The organism is Paracoccus fistulariae (assembly GCF_028553785.1).
GTDB lineage: Bacteria > Pseudomonadota > Alphaproteobacteria > Rhodobacterales > Rhodobacteraceae > Paracoccus > Paracoccus fistulariae.
Map to the genome: position 1 here is coordinate 3,026,139 of NZ_CP067136.1, position 24,554 is coordinate 3,050,692.

Annotated in this window: 18 protein-coding genes; 13 read left to right on the top strand and 5 right to left on the bottom strand. The window is 61.1% G+C overall.

All coding sequences use genetic code 11. The features are described 5' to 3' along the window. The first annotated feature begins 3 nt into the window (after positions 1-3). From JHX87_RS15000 to JHX87_RS15015, 4 genes are all read left to right on the top strand, one after another. Positions 4-1,329 carry a sigma-54-dependent transcriptional regulator gene (locus JHX87_RS15000; protein WP_271885424.1) on the top strand — a complete coding sequence of 442 codons (1,326 nt, stop codon included), beginning with the start codon at positions 4-6 and terminating at the stop codon, positions 1,327-1,329. 680 nt (positions 1,330-2,009) lie between these two features. Continuing rightward, positions 2,010-3,197 (top strand): O-succinylhomoserine sulfhydrylase, encoded by a 1,188-nt coding sequence (metZ, locus tag JHX87_RS15005; protein WP_271885423.1) that lies wholly within the window; start codon positions 2,010-2,012, stop codon positions 3,195-3,197. Between the two features lie 124 nt (positions 3,198-3,321). Further along, entirely contained in the window at positions 3,322-4,284 is a 963-nt protein-coding gene (gene folE2 / locus JHX87_RS15010) for a GTP cyclohydrolase FolE2 (protein ID WP_271885422.1), read from the top strand. A 110-nt stretch (positions 4,285-4,394) separates the two neighbouring features. Continuing rightward, the gene (locus JHX87_RS15015) at positions 4,395-6,776 is read left to right on the top strand and encodes an ATP-dependent helicase (RefSeq protein WP_271885421.1); all 2,382 of its coding nucleotides are present in this window, start codon (positions 4,395-4,397) and stop codon (positions 6,774-6,776) included. Positions 6,777-6,779: 3 nt separating this feature from the next. Here JHX87_RS15015 and JHX87_RS15020 read toward each other — a convergent pair whose 3' ends face one another. Further along, positions 6,780-8,051, bottom strand: a complete 1,272-nt coding sequence (locus JHX87_RS15020) for an acetylornithine deacetylase/succinyl-diaminopimelate desuccinylase family protein (protein ID WP_271885420.1) — start codon at positions 8,049-8,051, stop codon at positions 6,780-6,782. 180 nt (positions 8,052-8,231) lie between these two features. On the opposite strand from JHX87_RS15020, the gene JHX87_RS15025 reads away from it, so the two are divergent. From JHX87_RS15025 to JHX87_RS15040, 4 genes are read left to right on the top strand one after another with little or no spacing between them, the layout of a single operon-like run. Further along, positions 8,232-8,513: a hypothetical protein gene (locus JHX87_RS15025; RefSeq protein WP_271885419.1), complete on the top strand. Its 282-nt coding sequence runs from the start codon at positions 8,232-8,234 to the stop codon at positions 8,511-8,513. 13 nt (positions 8,514-8,526) lie between these two features. After that, positions 8,527-9,162 carry a DUF1523 family protein gene (locus tag JHX87_RS15030; protein ID WP_271885418.1) on the top strand — a complete coding sequence of 212 codons (636 nt, stop codon included), beginning with the start codon at positions 8,527-8,529 and terminating at the stop codon, positions 9,160-9,162. Then, complete coding sequence (gene deoC, locus JHX87_RS15035) at positions 9,159-10,100, top strand: deoxyribose-phosphate aldolase (protein WP_271885417.1); 942 nt, start codon at positions 9,159-9,161, stop codon at positions 10,098-10,100. Before JHX87_RS15030 ends, deoC begins: the two co-directional genes overlap by 4 nt. A 7-nt stretch (positions 10,101-10,107) precedes the next feature. After that, positions 10,108-12,438: an aldehyde dehydrogenase family protein gene (locus tag JHX87_RS15040; protein ID WP_271885416.1), complete on the top strand. Its 2,331-nt coding sequence runs from the start codon at positions 10,108-10,110 to the stop codon at positions 12,436-12,438. A 129-nt stretch (positions 12,439-12,567) separates the two neighbouring features. Here the strand turns inward: JHX87_RS15040 and JHX87_RS15045 are convergent, their stop codons facing one another. The 3 genes from JHX87_RS15045 to JHX87_RS15055 all read right to left on the bottom strand — a co-directional run bounded on the left by JHX87_RS15045 (position 12,568) and on the right by JHX87_RS15055 (position 16,456). Continuing rightward, positions 12,568-13,563 (bottom strand): ABC transporter permease, encoded by a 996-nt coding sequence (locus JHX87_RS15045; RefSeq protein WP_271885415.1) that lies wholly within the window; start codon positions 13,561-13,563, stop codon positions 12,568-12,570. Next, positions 13,556-14,563 (bottom strand): ABC transporter permease, encoded by a 1,008-nt coding sequence (locus JHX87_RS15050; RefSeq protein WP_271885414.1) that lies wholly within the window; start codon positions 14,561-14,563, stop codon positions 13,556-13,558. Before JHX87_RS15050 ends, JHX87_RS15045 begins: the two co-directional genes overlap by 8 nt. Positions 14,564-14,752: 189 nt before the next feature. Beyond that, on the bottom strand, positions 14,753-16,456 hold the full coding sequence (locus JHX87_RS15055; RefSeq protein WP_271885413.1) for a peptide ABC transporter substrate-binding protein: 1,704 nt from the start codon (positions 16,454-16,456) through the stop codon (positions 14,753-14,755). Positions 16,457-16,719: 263 nt separating this feature from the next. Here JHX87_RS15055 and JHX87_RS15060 point away from each other — a divergent pair, with 263 nt between their 5' ends. Then, positions 16,720-18,552 (top strand): ABC transporter ATP-binding protein, encoded by a 1,833-nt coding sequence (locus JHX87_RS15060; RefSeq protein ID WP_271885412.1) that lies wholly within the window; start codon positions 16,720-16,722, stop codon positions 18,550-18,552. Further along, complete coding sequence (locus JHX87_RS15065; protein WP_271885411.1) at positions 18,549-19,892, top strand: NAD(P)/FAD-dependent oxidoreductase; 1,344 nt, start codon at positions 18,549-18,551, stop codon at positions 19,890-19,892. Before JHX87_RS15060 ends, JHX87_RS15065 begins: the two co-directional genes overlap by 4 nt. Before the next feature lie 6 nt (positions 19,893-19,898). Here JHX87_RS15065 and JHX87_RS15070 read toward each other — a convergent pair whose 3' ends face one another. Then, positions 19,899-20,897 (bottom strand): hypothetical protein, encoded by a 999-nt coding sequence (locus JHX87_RS15070; protein ID WP_272833718.1) that lies wholly within the window; start codon positions 20,895-20,897, stop codon positions 19,899-19,901. A 370-nt stretch (positions 20,898-21,267) separates the two neighbouring features. Here JHX87_RS15070 and JHX87_RS15075 point away from each other — a divergent pair, with 370 nt between their 5' ends. The 3 genes from JHX87_RS15075 (at position 21,268) to JHX87_RS15085 (ending at position 24,519) form a co-directional block, all read left to right on the top strand. Continuing rightward, positions 21,268-22,434, top strand: a complete 1,167-nt coding sequence (locus JHX87_RS15075) for a M20 aminoacylase family protein (RefSeq protein ID WP_271885409.1) — start codon at positions 21,268-21,270, stop codon at positions 22,432-22,434. Positions 22,435-22,573: 139 nt separating this feature from the next. Beyond that, complete coding sequence (purU, locus tag JHX87_RS15080; protein ID WP_271885408.1) at positions 22,574-23,458, top strand: formyltetrahydrofolate deformylase; 885 nt, start codon at positions 22,574-22,576, stop codon at positions 23,456-23,458. 395 nt (positions 23,459-23,853) lie between these two features. Continuing rightward, positions 23,854-24,519, top strand: coding sequence for a hypothetical protein (locus JHX87_RS15085; protein ID WP_271885407.1), 666 nt, complete (start codon positions 23,854-23,856; stop codon positions 24,517-24,519). The last annotated feature ends 35 nt before the right edge of the window (positions 24,520-24,554 follow it).

The window sequence follows — 24,554 nt, forward strand, 5'->3', positions numbered from 1 at the left end:
CGGATGTCACGCAAATTAAAGATTGCGATTGTTGATGACGAACCCGACATGCGTGAATCGATCAGCCAATGGTTGGTTCTGTCCGGCTTCGAGACAGAGACGTTTGCCAGCGCCGAAGACGCGCTGAAGGTGATCAGCAGCGACTGGCCGGGAATTGTCGTGTCAGATATCCGCATGCCCGGCATGGATGGCATTGCGTTTCTGAAGCGCCTGATGGGGCTGGATTCCAGCCTGCCCGTCATCATGATCACCGGCCATGGCGATGTCCCCATCGCGGTCGAGGCGATGCGGATCGGGGCCATGGATTTCATGGAAAAGCCGTTCAACCCCGACAAGATGACCGCCCTGGCGAAAAAGGCCACGGCGTCGCGGCGGATGACGCTGGACAACCGCGCCCTGCGTCGCGATCTGTCCGAAGGCCAGCAGGTGATGTCCAAGCTGATCGGCTCCAGCCCGGTGATGGACAGGCTGCGCGAGGATATCCTGGATCTGGGGCAGGCCGATGGCCATGTGCTGATCGACGGCGAAACCGGCACCGGCAAGACGCTGGTGGCCCATGCGCTGCACGCCGTCGGGCCGCGCGCGTCGAAGAAATTCATCCCCGTTTCCTGCGCCGCCTATAATGACGAGGCGCTGACCGCACGGCTTTTCGGGCCGCTGGAAGAAGGTCTGCCCGCGGTCGAAGAGGCCCGTGGCGGAACGCTGTGCCTTGAGGATATCGAGGCCCTGTCCGAGGGGCTGCAGGCACGGCTGCTGGCCTTCATCAGCGAACAGGGCACACCGGCCGAGACCCGAATCATCGCGATTTCCAATGCCCGTGGCGAAGGCCGCAAGGCCGAAGATTCGCTGCGCCCCGATCTGTTCTATCGCCTGTCCGCCCTGAAGATCACCCTGCCGCCGCTGCGCGCGCGGGGCGAGGATATCCTGGCGCTGTTCACCCGCATGGCCGAGCAGTTTTCCGAGGAATATGGCTGCGAACCGCCCCAGGTCAGCGCGCAAGAGGCCGCCCAGCTTCTGCAGGCCCCCTGGCCCGGCAATATCCGCCAACTGATCAATGTGGCCGAACGCGCCGTGCTGCAAAACCGTCGCGGCTCTGGCAGCATCGCCTCGCTGCTGATGGCGGATGGCGAGGATACCCAGCAGGCCACGACGACCGAGGGCAAGCCGCTGAAGGAATATGTCGAAAGTTTCGAAAAGATGCTGATCGACAATACGATGCGCCGTCACAAGGGCAGCATCGCCAGTGTCATGGAAGAACTGTGCCTGCCGCGCCGGACCCTGAACGAGAAGATGGCGAAATACGGCCTGCAGCGCAGCGATTATCTGTAGTCTGAAAAAGGAAGCGAGGGGCAGTGGGCTGCCCCTCGCGACTTCTGACCAGACTCAACTTTCAAAACACACACATCGTCATTCAGACGTAACCAAGTCTCGGTCGTACAACGGCAAGGTACTGGGGTAAAACACTCAGCTCCTTGGGTTTGCCCCAATAACAATCGGGGTTTCCAAGCCGCTCAACTCACTAACACCCTCACCGAAGCGGTACTCTTATATTCTGTCAATGGACGCACTCAGAAGTCGGATATCGCGATGCTGATACACATAAAAGCAGCTGGTAAAACTGCTGCGAACCAACAAATTCATCTGCATCGCGCCCTCCCTCTGGTTGAGCCGTTCCCGCGGCTCCACGTCTTTGCTTGACTGCTCCATCAACATAACCTGAGCGCGAACTATTCCAACCTGTCTATTTGGTCAATAAGTTCAAGATTCTGAACAGCTGACTGTAAATAAACAGAAATTATGCCTCCATTTGCAGGGAGTGCAGAATTTTCCGCAAAAAATTTTCATTACGTATGTTCAATTAAACATCTTTTCGGCTGTAATTTGCGGTTGTGTTGCGATGTCGGCACAGTCCTTATGCGTGAAATCGCTTTTCTTGCCCCGCTGCCGTCGCGCTTGCACAACTGCGGGGCTGGCGCTAACCGGATGCGGTCAGCGAGAGGTGCATTGAAATGACCGAAGATTCCGCCAAGCGTTTGGGTCCGCGTACGCAGGCCGTCCATCATGGCACACGCCGCAGCCAATATGGCGAGATGTCCGAGGCGATCTTCATGACTCAGGGCTTCGTCTATGACAGCGCCGCGCAGGCGGAAAAGCGTTTCGAGGGCACCGGGCCGGATGAATTCATCTATGCCCGCTATGGCAACCCGACCAGCCGCATGTTCGAAGACCGCATTGCCGCGCTGGAAGGCACCGAAGACGCCTTTGCCACGGCCAGCGGCATGGCGGCGGTGAATGGCGCATTGTTTTCCATGTGCTCGGCCGGGGATCATATCGTCGCCGCGCGGGCGCTGTTCGGATCATGCCTTTACGTTCTGGACCTGCTGCAGCGCTTCGGGGTCGAGGTCAGATATGTCGACGGCACGGATCTGGATCAGTGGAAGGCGGCTATCCGGCCCGGCACCAAGGCGGTGTTTTTCGAATCCGTCTCGAATCCGACGCTGGAAGTGATCGATATTCGGGCCGTGGCCGAACTGGCCCATGCTGTGGGTGCGCAGGTTGTGGTCGATAACGTCTTTGCCACGCCGGTCTTTTCGAAAGCAGTCCAGCAGGGCGCAGATATCATCGTCTATTCGGCGACCAAGCATATCGACGGGGGCGGGCGTGCGCTGGCCGGGGTGATTTGCGGCACGCGCCAGTTCGTGCGCGAGGTGGCCGAGCCTTACCTGAAACATACCGGCGGCGCGATCAGCCCGTTCCACAGCTGGCTGATGCTGAACGGCCTGACCACCATGGATCTGCGCGTGCGTGCGCAGGCCGACAGCGCCCTTGCCATTGCACAGGCGCTGCAGGGGCATCCACGGTTGGGGCGCGTCATCTATCCGGGTCTTGCCGATCATCCGCAGCACGAACTGACCATGCGTCAGATGGGGTCGGGCGGCACGATGATCGCCATCGAGTTGAAGGATGGCAAAGACGCGGCCTTTGCGGCACTGGACAAACTGCAGATCATCAAGATCTCGAACAATCTGGGGGATTCGAAATCCATCGTCACACATCCGGCCACGACCACGCATCAAAGACTGTCGGATGAGGTCAAGGCACAGCTTGGCATCAGCCCCGGCCTGCTGCGGATTTCGATTGGTCTGGAGGATACGCAGGATCTGATCGACGATCTGACAGCCGCCCTGAACGGCTGATTACGGCCAAATTTCTGAAAAACGCCGGATTCGGTCGCGAATCCGGCGCAACCTCTTTAGAAACATCCGGTGCGGCCCCATATTCCCGCAGCAATGCATTTGAAGCTGGCAAAAGGTTGGCCTGATGACTGAAGCCCGTCCCATGACCCCCGCCTATCCGGCGCTGGCCCGTCGTTATGATTCCGAGTTCCGCGTTGATGAGGCTTACAAGGCAACGCTGCCCGATCTGCAAAATGGTCCCTCAAGCCTGATCGTCGGGGCGCATGCGCCGATCCAGCATGTCGGGATCTCGAATTTCCGGCTGCCGATCCGCTATCAGACCCGCGATGGCGGGGAAATCGCCCTTGAAACCAGCGTCACCGGTACCGTCAGCCTTGAGGCGGATCGCAAGGGCATCAATATGTCGCGGATCATGCGGTCCTTTTACGGCCATTCGGATCATCTGTTCAGCCTCAAGGTGCTGGAAGCCGCGCTGGACGATTACAAGGCCGATCTGGACGCCTTCGACGCGCGGATCCAGATGCGCTTTTCCTACCCGATCCGGGTGGACTCGCTGCGCTCGGGCCTGTCGGGCTGGCAATATTACGACATCGCGCAAGAGGTGATCGAGCAGCAGGGTCAGCGGCTGCGGATCATGCATTTCGATTACGTCTATTCCTCGACCTGCCCCTGTTCGCTGGAACTGTCGGAACATGCGCGCGAAACGCGGGGACGCCTGGCGACGCCGCATTCGCAACGCTCGATTGCGCGGATTTCCGCAGTGATGAAAGGGCCGGAAAAGATCTGGTTCGAGGATATGGTCGAACTGTGCCGCCGCGCCGTGCCCACGGAAACGCAGGTCATGGTCAAGCGCGAGGATGAGCAGGCCTTTGCCGAACTCAATGCCTCGAATCCGATCTTTGTCGAGGATGCGGTGCGTGCCTTTGCCAAGGAATTGCTGGCCGATCACCGTTTCGGGGACTTCCGCATCATTGCCAGTCATCAGGAATCGCTGCATTCCCATGATGCGGTCAGCCTGTTGACCGACGGTCCGACCTTCGCGCAATCCTCGCTGGATCCGACCGTTTTCGCCAGTCTGCGTGCCTGAGCCTATCGACCTGCTCTGATGGCTGGAACATATTTGAGCGTACATATGAAATCAGAACGTAGAGGGAACAAAGGCTTTCTTTACACAACCGTTCGGCCTATGTTGTGGCGATGGACCTGATTGACGATTCCGACGATGTGACGCCGGTCCCGCTGTCGCAGCGGGCCATGGCCGGGCGCGCGGCCCCTTATCTGGACGGGCTCAACCCCGCCCAGCGTGCGGCGGTCGAGGCGCTGGACGGCCCTGTGCTGCTGCTGGCAGGGGCGGGCACGGGCAAGACGCGGGCGCTGACTTCGCGCATCGCGCATCTGCTGGCGCAGGGCAGGGCGCATCAGCGACAGATCCTGGCCGTGACCTTTACCAACAAGGCCGCGCGCGAGATGAAAGACCGAATCGGCCGCCTGCTGGGCGAGGCGGTCGAGGGCATGCTTTGGCTGGGCACCTTTCACGGTATCAGCGTCAAGATCCTGCGTCGCCATGCCGAATTGATCGGCAATGGCGAGCTGCACCTGAAACCCAGCTTCACCATTCTGGACACCGACGATCAGATCCGGTTGCTGAAACAGCTGATCCTGGCCGAAAATCTGGACGAGAAACGCTGGCCCGCACGGCAGTTGGCGCATTTGATCGATGGCTGGAAGAACCGCTGCCTGACCCCCGCCAGACTGCCGCAGGGCGAGGCGATGGCCTTCGACGGTTGGGGCGGCAAGCTGTATCAGGCCTATCAGGACCGGCTGCTGACGCTGAATGCGGTCGATTTCGGCGATCTGCTGATGCATTGCGTCACGCTGTTTCAGGCGCATCCCGATGTGCTGAAACAATGGCAGGACCGATTCCGCTATATCCTGGTGGACGAATATCAGGATACCAATGTCGCCCAATATATGTGGCTGCGGCTGCTGGCGCAGGCGCACAGGAATATCTGCTGCGTGGGTGACGACGACCAGTCGATCTATGGCTGGCGCGGGGCCGAGGTGGGCAATATCCTGCGCTTTGAAAAGGATTTTCCGGGCGCGCAGGTAATCCGGCTTGAGCAGAATTACCGCTCGACCCCGCAGATTTTGGCGGCGGCCTCTGGCCTGATTTCGGCCAATGCCGGACGTCTGGGCAAGACCCTGTGGACCGAGGCTGAGGCGGGCGAGAAAGTCCGCCTGATCGGCCATTGGGACAGCGAGGCAGAGGCCCGCTGGATCGGCGAAGAGATCGAGGCTTTTCAGGGCGGACATCGCGCGGCCCTGGGCGCGGTGGGGCTGAATGACATCGCCATTCTGGTCCGTGCCAGCCATCAGATGCGTGCCTTTGAAGATCGCTTCATGACCATCGGCCTGCCCTATCGCGTGATCGGCGGCCCGCGTTTCTACGAGCGGCAGGAAATCCGCGATGCGATGGCTTATTTCCGGCTGGTGGTCAGCCCGTCCGATGATCTGGCCTTCGAGCGGATCGTGAACACGCCCAAGCGCGGTCTGGGCGACAAGGCGATCAAGACCATCCAGAATGTCGCCCGTCAGAATGCTGTGCCGCTGCTGGAGGGCGCGCGGATCGTGGTGGGAGAGGGGCATCTGGGCGGCAAGGGGCTGGCCAATCTGCGCGAGTTCGTGGTCGGCGTCGGGCGCTGGCATGCCGATGCGCTGGATGAGGGCATCAGCCATATCGAACTGGCCGAGCGGATTCTGGACGAATCCGGCTACACGGCCATGTGGCAGAATGACAAATCGCCCGACGCGCCGGGCCGGTTGGACAACCTCAAGGAACTGATCAAGGCGCTTGAGGAATTCGACAATCTTCAGGGCTTTCTGGAACATGTCGCGCTGGTGATGGACCGGGATGAGGGGGACGCGACCGAAGAGGTCAGCATCATGACCCTGCATGGCGCCAAGGGGCTGGAATTTCCGGTCGTGTTCCTGCCCGGTTGGGAAGACGGGTTATTTCCGAACCAGCGCGCGATGGATGAGAACGGCACCAAGGGCGTCGAGGAAGAGCGTCGATTGGCCTATGTCGGCATTACCCGGGCCGAGCGTCTGGCCACGATCAGCTTTGCGGGCAACCGGCGGCTGTATGGGCAGTGGCAATCCAGCATGCCCTCGCGCTTTGTCGATGAACTGCCCGAGGAACATGTCGAGGTTCTGACCCCGCCCGGCCTCTATGGTGGCGGCTATGGTGCGGCGATGGCCTTTGCCGGGGCGAATGCGGGCACGCAGATGCATGATCGCGCGGCGAATGCCGATGTCTATAACTCGCCCGGCTGGAAACGGATGCAGGCGCGCGCGACGCAGCACAAGACGCCGGTGCCGCGCAGCAGCGTGACCATCGATGCCAGCGCCGAGGCCATCTTTACCGTGGGCGACCGCGTCAGCCATGCGAAATTCGGCGAAGGTCAGGTGATGGGCATGGCCGAAGACACGCTGACCGTGCAATTCGACAGCGGCGGGTTCAAGAATATCAAGGCCGCCTATGTCCAGCCCGTCGGGCGTGATGACGATGTCCCGTTCTAGGGATTAACCGCCAGTCACCAACAGATCCTGCAGCACCAGCGCCATCACCTTGGCGCTGTCCAGCATATCGGTGACGCCGATCCATTCATCGGGCTGATGCGCCAGATCCAGCACGCCGGGCCCATAGGCGATACAGTTCTTCAGCTTGCCGATCCGGTCGATATGTTTCTGATCATAGGTGCCGGGGCTGACGACATAGCCCGCCTCGCGGCCAAGAATACGCTGGATCGCGGCGGCGGTGGTGCGCACGACCGGGGCATCCTTGTCGGTCATCGAGGGGATCACCTCGAACAGGTCGCGGATTTCGTAGTTAAAGCTGGGACGCTGTGCCTTGACCTTTTCCAGTAGCGCCGTGATCTCTCGTTTGACCTCGGCCAGATCCTCTTCGATCAGAAAGCGGCGGTCGATGACGATGCGGCAGCGATCGGGCACGCAGGGGGCGGGCAGGCCGGTGAAATCCGCCGCCTGTTCCGGCGCGCCACCGTGGATCGAGTTGATATTCAGCGTCGAGGATCGCGCGCCTTCGGGAATGACCGGCATTTCGGTATGTTTGCCCGACAGCAGCGGCCACAAGGTCGCCTCCATCTCTTCCAGCACGGCACCCATATGGCGCACGGCGCAATCGCCCAGAAACGGCATGGAGCCATGGGCGATGCGGCCATGGGTCTCGATCTCGGCCCACCAGACGCCGCGATGGCCCAGACAGATGCGGTCCTTGTGCAGCGGTTCCGGGATGATCACGTGATCGACATGTGCAAAGGCACCCTGCTGCGCCAGATAGGCGACGCCGCCATAGCCGCCGGATTCCTCATCGGCGGTGGCGCTGATCTCGATCCGGCCCTGGTAATCGGGATGGGTAGCGACAAAGGCTTCGGCGGCGATGATGCTGGCGGCCAATCCGCCCTTCATGTCGCAGGCGCCGCGGCCATAGATCCGGTCGCCATCCAACTCTCCGCCAAAGGGGTCGCGGGTCCAGCCGTGGCCGACCTCGACCACATCATGATGGCTGTTGAAATGCACGCAATCGCCGGGCGCCGCGCCCCGGTGCCGCGCGACGATGTTCCAGCGCGGATATTCGGCGCAATCCCCCGGCGTGCCCTTGGCCCGGACCAATTCGCAGTCCCAGCCTTGTGGCTGCATCCGGGCCTGCAGATAGTCGCAGATATCGCGGTAATGGCGTCCCGGCGGGTTCAGCGTCGGGATGCGGATCAGGTCTTGCGTCAGGGCGATCAAGGCGTCGCGCCGCGCGTCGATGGCATCTTTGAGCGTGGTCATGCTGGCAGGCTAGAGCCGCGCGCGATTCATGGCAATAGTGCTGTCATATTCCGCAGGGCAGGACCTGAAAACCACAGCCGGACGATCTGTTTCGGCACCGGCCGTGAACGCTGGTGCATCCGCGAGGGGTCATGTTAGGCTTCCGAAGGATATGAAGGTTCGCAAGAAAGGTGGAGCGACATGGCCGCACTGGCACGCCTGATTGTCTTTGTCCTGCTGGTCGAGACGATGTTCTACCTTCTTCTGCGGATCTACATCAGATCACTCAGGCGCGAAAAGCTGGAAGAAATCTGGGAGACGCGGCATCCTGACATTGCGGGGAACAACGACGCCCGGGACGAGTTTGTCCGCAGGTCGATGGTCGGATTCGACAAGACATTGAAGTCGCGCCTGCTTTGGCTGGTCTTCATCATTCCGACGCTGGCGATTATGGGGATCGTCTATTGGGTGAACTGGCAATAGGGGGCCGCTGACCATGTATTACGTAAAGGTGTTTCTGGGTGTCCTTCTGGGCGTGGTGGTGTTCATGTTCCTGGATTACACGCTGCCATCCAAGAACACCGTCCGGATCACCAATACCTATAACCGGCTGACCGCGATCACGCCGACAAATTCGATCTTCTATGCCAGCGACGATGCGGGCACGGTGGAAAATACCCAAGGTCAGCGCGACATCCGTTTCATCGAAACCGTGCGTCCGAATGGCAAGGTCTTCGTCTATCGCAATGAGGATACCGGCTGGATCTGGCCGCCCTATTTCAAATATGACAGCTCGAACCTGCAGGCCGAGGCGACCAATCTGCGCTCGGATTCGCGCGATCCGCAGTGGGTCAGCGTGACCGCCTATGGCTGGCGCATCGCCTGGCTGTCCTCTTACCCCAATGCGATCTCGATCGATACGCTGGCCGGACCGAATGAGCGCCCGCTGAACTGGGCCGCGCTGATCATTCTGGCTTTGCTGTTCATCTTTCTGGTGCTGATCTGGCGGATGTGGAACCAGTTCATCGAACGCACCGTCGAACCGGCCATCGAAGCCGCCGACGCCCAGTGGGAAGAGGCGACAGCCCGCCGCCGCTCTTTCTTCGACCGGCTTAAGGGCACCGGAAGATGAGGCGAAATCCCGGCACGGATCTGAATACGGATATCTTTGCCGACATCCACATCAACACCCCCGCGGTCGAACGCCGGGCCGCCACGCTGCCCGCCCGCCGCAGCCTGAAGAAAGAGCATCAGGCGGCATGGCTGCTGAATGCCGTGCGCTGCATCGATCTGACCACGCTTGCGGGCGATGATACCGAGGATCGGGTGGCGCGGCTTTGCGCCAAGGCGCGTCAGCCGATTGCGCCGGACCTGCTTGAGGCCGTCGGCGTCACCGGCCTGACCACCGGTGCGGTCTGCGTCTACCCCACCATGGTCGCCGCCGCCAAGCGTGCCCTTGGCAATTCCGGGATTCCCGTGGCCAGTGTCGCCACAGGCTTTCCGGCGGGCCTCATGCCGCTGGATCTACGCCTGGCCGAGATACGTTACGCGGTCGATCAGGGTGCGGATGAAATCGACATCGTGATCAGCCGGGGCCTTGCCCTGCGCGGCGAGTGGTCGGCCCTCTACGACGAAATCCGCGCAATGAAAGAGGCCTGCGGTCAGGCCCGGATGAAGGCGATTCTGGCGACGGGAGAGCTGAAATCCCTGGAAAATGTCGCCCGGGCCAGCCATGTCGCCATGCAGGCCGGATCGGACTGGATCAAGACCTCGACCGGGAAAGAGGGGGTGAATGCGACCCTGCCCGTCTCGCTGGTCATGTGCCGCGCCATCCGCGACCATCAGGCCATGACCGGCCACAAGGTCGCCTTCAAGCCGGCGGGCGGGTTGCGCACGGCCAAGGACGCGCTGAACTGGCAGATCCTGATGAAAGAGGAGCTGGGCCGCGACTGGCTGGATCCCGATCTGTTCCGCATCGGTGCCAGCTCTTTACTGGGCGATCTGGAACGCCAGATCAGCCATCACGTGACGGGCCGCTATGCCGCCGCCCATCGCCTAGCAATTGCCTGAGGGACGAATGAGCCGCGTGAGCGAAATCATGGAAACGATGGAATACGGCCCTTCGGTCGAAGACAGCAGTGCCGTGCGCGACTGGCTTGCGGCAAAGGGGGAGTTCGGCCATTTCATCGGCGGTAAATTCACCGCGCCGGGTGCGGGCTTTGACACCCGCGACCCCGCGACCGGCGATGTTCTGGCGCAGATCTCTCAGGGCAGCGCCGATGATGTCGCCGCCGCCGTTCGCGCCGCCCGCAAGGCGCAGCGCGGCTGGGCGAAGCTGAGCGGCAGCGACAGGGCGCGCTATCTTTATGCCATCGCCCGCCATATTCAGAAACGAGAGCGTTTCCTGTCGGTTCTGGAAACGCTGGATAATGGCAAGCCCATCCGGGAATCCCGCGACGCCGACATCCCGCTGGTGGCGCGGCATTTCTATCACCATGCGGGTTGGGCCGAATTGCTGGACACGCAGTTCCCGGGCCATGTGCCGCTGGGCGTCTGCGGTCAGATCATCCCATGGAATTTCCCGCTGCTGATGCTGGCCTGGAAAATCGCGCCCGCGCTGGCGGCCGGCAATACGGTGGTGCTGAAGCCCGCTGAATATACCTCGCTGACCGCTTTGGCTTTCGCCGAAATCTGTCAAGAGGTCGGACTGCCCGCAGGCGTGGTCAATATCGTCACCGGCGATGGCGAAACCGGCGCGGCATTGGTCTCGGCCAAGGTCGACAAGATCGCCTTTACCGGCTCGACCGAGGTGGGACGCAAGATCGCCGAAACGCTGGCGGGAACCGGGCGCAAGCTGACGCTGGAACTGGGCGGAAAATCGCCCTTCATCGTGATGGAGGATGCCGATCTCGATGCCGCAGTGGAGGGCGTCGTCGATTCGATCTGGTTCAATCAGGGGCAGGTCTGCTGTGCGGGATCGCGGATTCTGGTGGCGGAAAATGTCGCGGACCGGTTCGAAGGGCTGCTGCAGGCCCGGATGGAAAAGCTGCGCCTTGGTCCGCCGCTAGACAAGTCCACCGATATCGGTGCGATCGTCGATCCGGTGCAAAAGGATCGCATTATCTCGATCTGCCGTGCCGCCACCGATGCCGGGGCAGAGCTTGTCGGCGGCAACGCGGCGCAGGGCTGCTTTATCGCGCCGGGCTATCTGCGCCGGATCCAGCCCGCCAATCCCGGCATGCAGCAGGAAATTTTCGGCCCGATCGCGACCCTCTCGACCTTCCGCACGGCCGATGAGGCAATCGAACTGGCCAATAACACGCGCTACGGGCTGGCCGGATCGGTCTGGTCGGAAAGCGCGACAGTGGCCACGGATCTGGCGGCGCGCATCCGGGCCGGGGTGATCTGGATCAACGGCGCCAATATGTTCGACGCCGCCGCCCCCTTCGGCGGTTATCGCGAAAGCGGCTTTGGTCGCGAAGGCGGGCGTGTCGGCATGCTGGAATATCTGGCCGAACCCAAGGTCAAAGCCGTCCGCGAAGCAGAGGCCAAAGCGCCCATTGTCGCCCCCGGATCCGACCCCATGGACGGCATTGACCGCACCGCCAAGCTCTATATCGGGGGGGCGCAGAAACGTCCCGATGGCGGCGGCTCTTACCGCGTGCCGGGCGGGCTGGCGCCCCTTGGCAATCGCAAGGATATCCGCAACGCGGTCGAGGCGGCGGGCAAGGCCACGAAATGGGCGGCGATGGGCGGTCACGCCCGCGCGCAGGTCCTGTATTACATCGCCGAAAACCTCTCTGCCCGTGCAGAGGAATTCGCGGCGCGCACCAGCAGGACTGAAACCGACGCGGCCATAGCCCGCGCCTTCCACTATGCCGCCTGGGCCGACAAGTTCGACGGTGCCAATGTGCAGGCCCGATCCGGCACGCTGGTCAATGTCATCCCCGAAGCTTATGGAGTAATGGGCATCGCCTGCCCGAACGCGCAGCCACTGGCAGCTTTCATGTCGCTGGTCATGCCTGCCATCGCCATGGGCAACAGCGTGGTCGCGATTGCAGCCCAGGACGATCCATTGCCCGTGACCGATCTGTATCAGGTATTTGATACCTCTGACCTTCCGGGCGGCGTGGTGAACATCGTGATCGGCAGCAAAGACGAACTCTCTCAGGTTCTTGCCGCCCATGATGCGGTATCCGCCATGTGGTATGTCGGCTCGCAGACAGGGCTGACGCAGGTTGAGCGGTCAGCCGGGGGCAATCTGAAACCTGTCTGGTCGCCAGAAAATCGCGACTGGACGAAATCTGACGCGCAGGGAGAGATCTTTCTGCGGCACGCCGTTCACGTCAAAACCGTCTGGTTACCCTATGGCGCCTTGCCTGCGGGATCGGCTGGCGCTGCTTATTGAGGTCAAATGGGGGGCTGTCTGCCCCCCAAACCCCCCGAGGATATTTCAACACAAAAGATAAGCTGCTTTCTTCTTTGTCCAAATATCCCAGGGGAGCCGCCTGCAAGGCGGCGGGGGCAGCGCCCCCTTTTATCTGCCGCGAATGCGTGGATCCATGGCATCCCGCAGGCCGTCGCCGATATAGTTCACGCAGAGTACCGTCGTTGAAATGAATAGGCCTGGCAGGATCACCCGGCTTGGGTACAGCGCCATCTGATCCACGGCGTCATAGAGCAGGCGTCCCCAGGTCGGGAAATCGGGGGGGAAGCCAAGCCCCAGGAAGCTGAGGGCGGATTCGGTGATGATGGCTGTTGCGATGCCCAATGTGGCGGCGACCATGATCGGTGAGAGGACATTGGGCAGGATATGGCGCAGGATCATCCGGCCAGATGGAGTGCCTATGGATTTCGCCGCCAGGATGAACTCTCGCTCTTTCAGGCCCAGCACATCGCCGCGTACGATCCGCGCCGCCTGCATCCAGCTTGTCGCGCCGATGGCCGAGACGATGAGGATGAAGATACCCGTGGCCGAGCCCAGCTTCTGCGACAGAGGTTCGCGAAAAAGTGTGACCATCAACAGCAGCAGCGGCAGCAGCGGCAGCGCCAGAAACAATTCGGTCAGCCTCATCAGCGGCGCATCCAGTCGGCGGAAATAGCCCGAGGTCACGCCGATCAGGCTGCCGATGGAGATGGCGATGGTCATGGCGGTCAGGCCCACCGCGATCGAGACACGCCCACCGGCCATCAGCCGCGCCAGCATGTCGCGTCCGAGCTGATCGGTGCCCAGCGGATGGGCCGCTGTGAAGCCGGAATTGCGGGCGCGAATATCCACATAGGTCGGATCGATGGTCCAGATCGACGGTCCGATTGTGACGAAGAGGATGGTTGCGATGAACAGGACCAGCGCCACCATTGCGCCGCGATGGCTGCGGAACTGGCGCCAGATGTCACGCCACTGGCTGCGGGTTTCGCCGCCGGCCTCTTGCGGGTTGTCGGGGGGAAGTTCGCTGGTCACCGCGGAAGCTGCGGCGGTTTCGTCGATCAGTTCCTGCTGGTTCAGCTTCTGCTGGCGCGTGGTCTCAGTCATAGCGGATCCTTGGGTCAAGCAGGCCGTAGATGACATCGGCGATCAGGGTGAAGAGCACGATCAGGATCGCGAAGATGAAGGTCAGCGTCAGCACCATCGGGATGTCATTGGCGTGGATCGAACTGATCAGAAGCTGCCCAAGACCGTTCACCTTGAACACCTGTTCGGTGATGATGGCCCCGCCGAAGACGGTTGGCAGACCAAGCGCGATCACGGTCACCACCGGGATCAGCGAATTGCGCAACACGTGCTTCATCACCACGGTCTTTTCCGACAGCCCCTTGGCGCGTGCGGTGCGCACATAATCCTGCCCCAGATTGTTCAGCATCGAGGCGCGCATGAACCGGCTGATCTGCGCGGCATTATACAGCGCCAGCACCGTGACCGGCATGACCATCTGTCGCACCTGCGCCAGGAAGCTGTCCCAGTCCCGCACCACCAGCGTCGTGTCATAGACCGAGGGGAACCATTGCAGCTTGACCCCGAAGATGATGATCAGAACGACGCCCGTAAAGAAGGTGGGCATCGAAAAGCCGATCATCGAGATGAAGGTGCCCAGCTGGTCGAACCAGCTATATTGCTTATAGGCCGAGATGATGCCGATCGGGATCGCGATCAGCACCCCGATGATATAGGAAAACCCTACCACGGTCAGGGTCTGGGGTACGCGTTGCGCGATGACGTCAAAGACCGGGCTGCGTGACTGGAAGCTGATGATCCGCTGCATGCCGTCGCTGAAACCGGTGCCAAAGACCTGATCGATCCAGTGCAGCGGCTCGACCCAGAAAAACTGCTTCAGCCACAGCACATAGCGGATGTACCAGGCTTCGCCCAGGCCAAGCGCCTCGCGCATCCGCTCTTTGACCTCGGGCGGGACGGTCAGGGGGACATCGCCCAGCGGATCGCCCGGAGAGGCCTCCAGCAGCAGGAAAATCACCAGCGAGATGAACAGCAGCGTCGGGATCGCCAGCAGCAAGCGTCTGATGGTGAAGGTCAGCATGGGGCAGCCTCCTGCCAGGCGATGGGATTGCGATCAGATCTGACCATCGGGATGGGATCCTTTTCCAGTGGCATGCGGCCCGGCCCGCCACGCAGCGACCGGAACCATCGGCAAGGCGGCTGACGTGTCACAGCATGTCGGACAAGGCGGGCGGCACCGGCTTGGCCGTGCCGCCCGCCGGAAGCAGGGTTACTCTTTCACGCGATACCAGTCGGCCACGTTCCAGATTTCCGAATCCCAGGCGTTCAGCGCCACGCCGCCCAGCGAATTTGCATGGGCCGAGGCGGTGCCGCGATAGACCAGCGGAATGATCGCGTTGCTTTCCTTGGTCAGCATCTCGTTCAGCTTCTGCCCGATCTGGCCGCGCTCGGTCGGATCGACGGTCTGGTTCAACTGCGCCAGAAGCTTCTCGTATTCCTCATCGCAATAGCGGCTCATGTTTTCGCCCTGCCACTGATTGTCGGGGCCGGGGGCCTTGGCGCAGGTCCATTTCGCCAGATAGGGCGAGGGATTGCCGCCTTCGAAATTATCGGCATACATTTCGATATCGGCGTAGAATTTCTGGATCGTGTCCGGCGAGCCGGGATCCGAGCCGAAATAGACCGAGGCATCGACGGTTTTCAGTTCCGTCTCGACGCCGATTTCCGACCACCATTGCTTGATCAGCGCCTGAAAATCCTGACGCACGGCATTGACCGAGGTCTGGTACAGGATCGACAGCCGCACGCCGTCCTTGGCGCGGATGCCGTCGCCGCCCTTGACCCAGCCAGCCTCTTCCAGCAGCGCATTCGCGCCCTCGATATCCTGGGTCAGGCATTCGGTATTGGGCGATGCCCAGGCCTCGGGCGCGGGGACATAGTTGCAGGTCGGCTGGCCGGATGCGCCATAGCCGATCTCGGTCAGCAGCGCGCGGTCGATGGCCATGGACAGGGCCTTGCGCACCGCCGGATCGGACAGGAAGGGATGCGGATGCGCCAGGGTCGAGCGTTCGTCGGGGGGCAGAGAGGATGACGGATCGGTCAGGTTCACGTGCAGGCGTTCGACCAGACTGCCAAAAGCGGCCGAGACCTTGCCCTTGCCCCCGGCCTCCATGCCCGCGATGACATCCGGGGCAAGCTGGGTGTTCCAGGCATAGTCATATTCGCCGGTCTCCATCACCGCACGCGCGGCGGCTGCCGCATCGCCGCCGCCTTTCAGCGTCGCCGTGGCGAAGGCGGGCTTGGCTGGGTCGCGATATTCGGGATTGGCCTCGAAGGTAATGACGTCATTGGTCAGGAACTTGGTCACGCGGAACGGGCCGGTGCCGATCGGGTTGAAGTTCTGATCGGTGCAGGTCGGGGCATTGGCGCCCTTGCAGTTTTCGAACTGCGCCTTTTGCAGGATCGGCGTATTCGACCCGACAAAGGCCGAATAGGGATCGGGCATGGCCTGGGTGAAATTGATCTTCACGGTCAGATCGTCGACCGCTTCCATGCTGTCCACGCCTTCGAATTTGGCCAGCTGGGAACAGCCACCTTCCGGGTCCATGCAATATTCGCCGGTAAAGACCACGTCGGCAGCCGTCAGTGGCGTGCCGTCCGACCATTTCAGCCCTTCTTTCAGCTTCCACGTCACCGATTTCAGGTCTTCGGCAATGCCGCCATTGTCCAGCGTCGGGATCTCGGCCGCCAGACGCGGGAACAATTCGCCCTCGGGCGTCATCCCGGCCAGCGGCTCCAGAGTCATGCTTGAGGCGACCATCTCTTTAGTGCCGCCTGACAGATAGGGGTTCATGGTCGACGGGGCCTGCCACAAGATCAGGTTCACCGCGCCATCCGCGCCACGTTCGGCCATGGCGACGGGTGCCAGGGCAAGGGTTGCAGCCGCGCCCAGCATGATTGTTTTCAGTTTCATCTCTCTCTCCTGTTGGGAAAAGACCCGCGCGGGCAGGGTGCGTCAGAACCCCTGCCTCGCCATTTGACGGCTTTCATTCTTGTCATGGCAGCCCCTGTTCTCGCGGGCGTCGTGACGCTTTGCCCCTGCGGAATGTGATCAGTTTCAAACAAAGCTTGAAAGAAAAGCAAGACTTATCCTTCAGGGCGTGCACGCATCTTTCGTCTTTGACTTTTCGCGGGCTGCGGCTAGCCTGATCTTCGGGCAACGCCGGGAGAATGTCGATGCTGGACGAACAGCCGCTTGTTTCCATTAACAAACTTCGGGTCGAGTTTGAAACGAATGACGGTGTTGTCGTTGGCGTCAAGGATATCAGCTTTTCGATCAATCCCGGTGAATGCGTCTGTGTGGTGGGGGAATCGGGGTCGGGCAAATCGGTCAGTTCGCTGGCGCTGATGCGGCTTGTCGAATTCGGTGGCGGGACGATCACCAAGGGCGAGCTTTGGTTTGACGAAGGCGACGGCCATGTCATCGATCTGGCAAAGCAGACCACGCCGACCATGCGCGATATCCGCGGCAACAAGATCGGCATGATCTTTCAAGAGCCGATGACTGCGCTGAACCCGGTTTTCACCATCGGCGATCAACTGACCGAAGGGCTGATCGTCCATCGCGATATGTCAAAGGCCGAGGCCCGCGCCCGCGCGTTGGAGATCCTGAAACAGGTCCGTATCCCGGAACCGGAACGGCGGATGGATCAATATCCGCACGAGCTGTCGGGCGGCATGCGCCAGCGCGTCGTGATCGCCATCGCCATGGCCTGCGAGCCAAGACTGCTGATCTGCGATGAGCCGACCACGGCGCTGGATGTAACGATTCAGGCCGAGATTCTGGCGCTGATCGACCGGCTGAAGCGTGAAAAGCAGATCGCGGTTCTGTTCATCACCCATGACATGGCGGTGGTGGCGCAGATGGCCGATCGCGTCGTGGTCATGTATCGCGGCGACAAGGTCGAAGAGGGCAGCGTCGAAGAGATCTTCGAAAACCCGCGCGAGGATTACACCAGAATGCTGCTTGCGGCGGTGCCCCGGCTGGGTGAGATGACCGGCAAGCCCGCGCCCGAGCGTCTGCGCCTGATGCGCGACGGATCGACGACCGAGGCCACGCCCATCATCGTTGAGAATCCGACGCCGCTGCTGACGGTTCAGAACCTGACCACGCGATTTGCGGTGAAAGGCGGCCTGCTGCGGCGCACCGTGGCCCGGGTCCATGCGGTCGAGGATGTGTCCTTCACCATCAACAGCGGCGAAACCATGTCTCTGGTGGGCGAATCCGGTTCGGGGAAATCGACCGTTGCCCGGTCGATCCTGCGGCTGGTCGAGCCGGAATCGGGCCATGTCGATCTGGGTGGCACCGATATTCTTGCGCTGTCGCCCTCGGCGCTGCGCGATCTGCGGCGCGACATGCAGATGATCTTTCAGGATCCCTATGCCAGCCTCGATCCGCATATGAAGCTGTTCGATCAGGTGGCCGAACCGCTGCAGAATTACGGCATCGGCAATCGCAGCGAACGGCATGACCGCGTGGCGTCGCTGTTCGACCGGGTCGAATTGCCGCGCAGCTTCATGCGCCGCTATCCGCATGAAATGTCGGGCGGGCAGCGCCAGCGCATCGCCATCGCCCGCGCCCTGGCGTTGAACCCGAAGCTGATCGTCGCAGATGAGGCCGTGTCGGCGCTGGATGTGTCGGTGCAGGCACAGGTTCTGAACCTGCTGATGGAATTGCAGCAGGATCTGGGGATCTCGATGCTGTTCATCAGCCACGATATGGCTGTGGTCGAACGGGTCAGTCACCATGTCGGCGTCATGTATCTGGGGCGCATCGTTGAAATCGGCACCCGTCAGCAGGTCTTTGAAAACCCGCAGCACAGCTATACCCGGCAGTTGATGGCCGCTGTGCCCGTCGCCGATCCGCATCAGAAGAAGATCAGCGAAGACCTGAACTTCAAGCCGATCCCATCGCCCATCCATCCTGTCGATTATCAGGCCCCGCCATCGGTCTATAAACAGGTCGCCCCCGGTCATCAGGTGCTGATCGATCCGGTGACCCATTCGTGACATCGTCCCCGCCCATCCCGCCGGGCACCCCGCCGCAATTCCGCGACAGTTTGCCAGAGGCCTGCGATGTCGTGGTGATCGGTGGCGGCATCGCGGGCGTAAGCGCCGCCTTGTATCTGGCGCGCGACGGGCTGGATGTGGTGCTGTGCGAAAAAGGCGTGATCGCGGGCGAGCAATCCTCTCGTAACTGGGGGTGGATCCGGGCGCAGGGCCGGGATGAGGCTGAAATCCCGATCATGCTGACCGCCCGCGCCCTGTGGAAATCGCTGGCGCAGGAACTGGGGCCGGAACTGGGCCTGACGACCTGCGGTGTCAGCTATCTGGCGATGGATCAGGCGGATCTGGCGCGGTTCGAAGGCTGGCTGCCCGTAGCGCGACGCCATGGGCTGGACAGCCGGGTGATCGGGGGCAAGGCCCTTGCAGATCTGCTGCCCCATCAGGCGGGCTGGGCCGGTGCGTTGGTCACGCCCTCCGATATGCGGGCCGAGCCGGTCTGGGCTGTGCCCGCCATGGCCCGGCTGGCCGCCGCCGAGGGCGTCAGGATCCGGGAAAACTGCGCGGTGCGGGGGCTGGATCTGCAGGCTGGCAGCGTGACCGGTGTTCTGACCGAGGATGGACCGATCCGCGCGCCAAGGGTGCTGCTGGCGGGGGGCGCATGGTCGGGTCTTTTCGCGGGAAATCTGGGCCTGTCCCTGCCGCAGCTTTCGGCGCGCGCCACCGTGGCGGCGACAGCGCCGATGCCCGATTTCTGGTCCGGGGCGGCGGTGGATGCGAATATCGCCTTTCGGCGACGCGCGGATGGTGGCTATACGCTGGCGCCCGGCACGGCGCATGATTTCTGGATCGGCCCCGCCGCCTTTCGCCATCTGCGCCATTATATGCCGCAACTGCGCCGCGACCTGTCCCAGACCCGGCTGCAATGGCACGCGCCGCGCGGCTATCCCGATGGCTGGCGCACGCCGCGCCGCTGGGCCGGGGATGAGCCATCGCCTTTCGAGCGGATGCGTTTGCTGAACCCAGACCCCAATCCCGCCCGGCTGAGAAAGATACAGGATGATTTCGCCGCCGCCTTCCCGCAGATCGGCCGCCCGGCACTGCGCGCCGCATGGGCCGGGATGATCGACACCATGCCCGATCAGGTGCCGGTGCTGGATGAAACGCCGATCGCGGGATTTTTCGTCGCCACCGGCCTGTCCGGGCATGGGTTCGGCATCGGGCCGGGCGTCGGCCATGTCATGTCGCGGATCATGCAGGGCAAGGATCCGGGCCATGACCTGACCCGCTTTCGCTTTCTGCGCTTTCAGGATGGCAGCCCGATCCGGTTGGGTCCGGATCTGTAAACACGCTTAATGCAGCGCGCGGTCGCGGCTCATTTCGAACATGATGCCGTTTCGTGGGATGCGCTGATCCTTCAGATCCACCGGCAAATTGCGTTCGGCGATGATTTGCAGGCAAACTTTGTAGGAGCTGGGGTCGTAGTGCCGGATACGCTCCATGGCGGCGGCGACATAGCCTTCGTCCGGGCGATAGATGGGCGATTGCAGATAGAAGCTCAGCAATTGCGCGGCGATGTGATAATGCCCGTCCGGCGCGCCCAGACGGAAGAAATAGCGCAGATAACCCTCCATCGCGGGCGGATCCAGCCAATCCTTTTCATAGAGCTCTTCCGTGTGGACATAGTACCACATGTTGACGGCTGACGGGTTGAAATCGACATCCGCTGCCATGCGCCACAGCGCCAGGACTTCCTTTGGCAGCAGGTTTGTCCGATCGGTGTTCTGAGCGATCCCTGCCAGAGTGTAACTTGCGCTTCCGTACTGATGCCGCGCCCGAAGAAGCAGAAAGAACCGCACCTCGACATCGTCCCAGTAAATTTCAAGCGATTGATCCTCTGCGGTGTTCTCAAGCAGCCATTTCCACGCAGTGTTGTAAGATGAGGCGGCTGTGTCAGGGTCAGACTTGATATCTGCGTAAAACGCAAGGATCGCCTCATTCGTGACCTTGTCGCGAACCTTCCTGATCTGATCGTCCAGCCAGCGGTCGATCCGGGACCGGTCCCAGGCAAACAACTGCCGCCCGCGTCCGGAATGATCCTCAAGATTACCTTGTTCCGCGCGCGGGCCGGAAAGAACTTCGGGCAAGGGCAGGCTGGGCGCTGTCCAGCGGTTCTTTACCCGTTGCGCCCGGTCTGGCCGACGGGCAAGGCGGAACAACATCAGCCCGACGAGATTGACCACCAACAGCAGCATGAAGATCTTGCCGCGCGACCAGCCCGGTTCCGCAGCACGCTGCGGCGGGTATTGCGGCGCTGGTGCGGCAGTATGCGATTGATCTGCGGGGGGCATCGGCGCGCCCTCTGTTATCGCATCCTCGCGCGTGGTGCCGAGACGGTTCAGCACCCGCAGCCTGACGCAGGCGCTGCTATCGCCGAGTATGCATTCCTGCTTCAACTGCTCTCGGACATCTGGCGGGGGCGATGTCTGGGCGAAAGCGGGTGCGGGCAGCGCGCAGAATGCCACCGCCAATACCGTCGAAAAACGCTTTGCAATTAACCGCATGGCTGAAAGACCGAAAGAGAACCACCAAAATATCGGCCCCAACCTAGGGGATTCGCGGCCGCCGCCGCAAGCCGCTTTCGGGTGGGGCAGGATGTGATGCGTGGCCCCTTTCCTGATCGCTGGGAAAGTCCTAACCTATGCGCGAAGGAGACCACCCATGCCAGTCAAGAACCGCTTTGCAGAGCTGCTGCCCGAGATCACCGCGTGGCGCCGAGATTTCCACGAACATCCCGAATTGCTGTATGACGTTCATCGCACCGCAGGCCGTGTCGCGGAATTACTGCGCGAATTCGGCTGCGATGAGGTTGTCGAAGGCATAGGCCAGACCGGCGTTGTCGGCGTGATCAAGGGCAAGTCCGACAGCAAGGGCCGCACCATCGGATTGCGGGCCGATATGGATGCGCTGCCGATCATCGAACAGACCGGGGTGGACTATGCCTCGAAAACGCCGGGCAAGATGCATGCCTGCGGCCATGACGGCCATACGGCGATGCTGCTGGGCGCCGCGAAATACCTGGCCGAGACGCGGAACTTTGACGGCACGGCGCTGGTGATCTTCCAGCCCGCCGAAGAGGGCGGCGCGGGCGGCGAGGCGATGATCCGCGACGGGATCGTCGATCGCTGGGGCATTGATGAATTCTACGGCATGCATAATATGCCGGGCCTGCCGGTCGGCAGCTTCGCGATCAAGCCCGGCCCGATGATGGCTGCGGCGGATCAGTTCGATATCACCGTGACGGGCAAGGGCGGCCATGCCGCCAAGCCGCATGAATGCATCGATACCACGCTGACCGCCGCCCAGATCATCGTGGCGCTGCAATCGGTGGTGTCGCGCAATATCGACCCGCTGAAGAATGCGGTGATCTCGGTCTGCGTGGTCTCGACGGATTCCACCGCGCATAATGTCATCCCGCAGGTGGTCCAACTGAAGGGCACGGCCCGCAGCCTGGACCCGGCGGTTCGCGATCAGCTGGAAGAGGGCATTGCCCGCGTCGCCAGCAATGTCGCGGCCGCCATGGGCGCCACGGCCGAGGTCCATTACGAACGCGGCTATCCGGTGACCATGAACGATGCCGATGCGACCGAATGGGCAGCCGATGTGGCCCGCGCCATCGCGGGCGATATCGACATGGACATGCAGCCGATGATGGGGGGCGAGGATTTCAGCTATATGCTGAACGAACGTCCGGGCGCCTATATCTGGGTCGGCAATGGCGATACGGCGATGGTTCACCACCCCGCCTACAACTTCAACGACGACGCCATTCCCGCCGGGTCCAGCTGGTATGCCGGCATGGTCGAGGCGCGCCTGCCCGCCGCCTGATCGGTGCTTGGCAGGGCAGAAAGTCGCACAGACACGCGCTGGCGTCGGAAACGGAATATTTCAGTCCGGATAACCGGGTGAAATGCCGGATGGGGCGGAGCATTCCGTCCCATTCTGATATCGAGGGGACGAACCGCAGATGAACAGCTTTACCTTGCGCGTCACATGCGCCTCGACCCGTGGCATCGTCGCTGCGATCTCGGGTTTTCTGGCGCAGCATGACTGCAATATTACCGACAGCGCGCAATTCGACGATTCTGCGACCGGTCGTTTCTTCATGCGCGTCAGCTTTCGTTCCGAAGGCAGCGCGACGCTGGAACAGTTGCGCAAGGATATCGTCGAGGTCGCGCAACCCTTTGACATGGATGTCGAGATCACCGCGGATTCCGAGAAGAAGAAGGTGCTGATCATGGTGTCGCGCTTTGGGCACTGCCTGAACGATCTGCTGTATCGCTGGCAGATCGGGGCCCTGCCGATCGACATCGTTGGCGTCATCTCTAATCACCACGATTACCAGAAGGTCGTGGTCAATCACGACATTCCCTTCCACATGATCCGCGTCACCGCCGAGAACAAGCGCGAGGCCGAGGCCCGGCAGATGGAGATCATCCGCGAAACCGGCGCCGAACTGGTGGTGCTGGCGCGTTATATGCAGGTGCTGTCGGATGAGATGTGCCGAGAGATGTCGGGGCGGATCATCAATATCCACCACTCGTTCCTGCCCAGCTTCAAGGGGGCGAACCCCTATAAACAGGCCTATGAGCGCGGGGTGAAGCTGATCGGGGCGACCTCTCATTACGTGACCAGCGATCTGGATGAGGGGCCGATCATCGAACAGGACACGGTGCGCGTGACCCATGCGCAAAGCCCGGGCGATTACGTCTCGCTGGGCCGCGACGTCGAAAGCCAGGTGCTGGCGCGCGCGGTCCATGCGCATATCCATGGCCGCGTGTTCCAGAACGGCCCCAAGACCATCGTCTTCCCCGCCTCACCCGGCAGTTACGTGTCCGAGCGGATGGGCTGAATTTCTTGGGTGGCGTGCCTCTTGCCGTGCGGCGAGGGGCGCTTGGGCAGGACGCGGTTCTGAGTGGTCTCAGGGATGATAAAGACCCGCCTCATGGGCTCAGAAATTTCTCTTGCAATCTATGCACCGGAGTTGAGGCGTAGGTGAGGGGCGGGATCAAGCCCTGAGCAATATGACTGTGTCGAAGCGTCGCTGCGGGTTCATTCGTCTGCTCCCAGCCAAAGACTGGCATTGGCGCTAGCTTGCCATCGATTTGTTTAGCTGCTTCTACTGTGTGGATCACAAACACAAGCGGCTCATTTCATTCGCAAAAAAGAACTCTAAGACTGTGGCGGCATTGATAGTACTTTGATAAGTAACGTCGCGGTACATAATTGAATAGCTAGGCAGTTAGAATGACAGAAGCATGGTCACCGCTTAAACCTGAGGATGCTGGCTTCGTTGCGATAGCCAGATTGGACTATATATTTTTTCTTGAGCAAATGGCGGAGCCGCCCAAGGTTGCATTTGAGAGCCGAGCAGAACTGGAAAAATGGTTATCTGACGAATTTGAAAATTATGAAGTTCGACCAATACTAGGTGGTAATAATGCGGTTCACGTTGCAGTAATAGATCAACGCTTCACGCGTCTAGAGCAGGTTTGGGTTAAAAAGTCCTACCGCGATTACCGCAGGGCAATGAAGTATGTTGCAGAGGAGTTCCATGGCTTATGTGACTTAAGCGCACTAGATGCTGATCATGTTGTTGCTAGAACTATACTAGAAGGCTTCTCGGATTCTTGGATTGCAATTTTCCCGACCTACAGAAGCTCAAATCGTGGCTTTGGATCAATTGAACGCAAACTTCCTAAGGCCCGAAAAGGGTTCGGAAGCATTGAGCTTTCCCCATTGGCGGCTTTCAAGATAATGAACGGGAGGATACCAGTCAGTATTGATGATCTCAATCATGCGCTAGATGATATCAAGAGGCAAATTTCTTCAGACAACAACAACTACCTTCAAGATTTTATACGCTCCATGTATGTTGATTTTTCGAAATATATCGAAGATAGGTATTCTTGACGTTAAACGGCTTGCACATTGCTACCGTTGCTCGC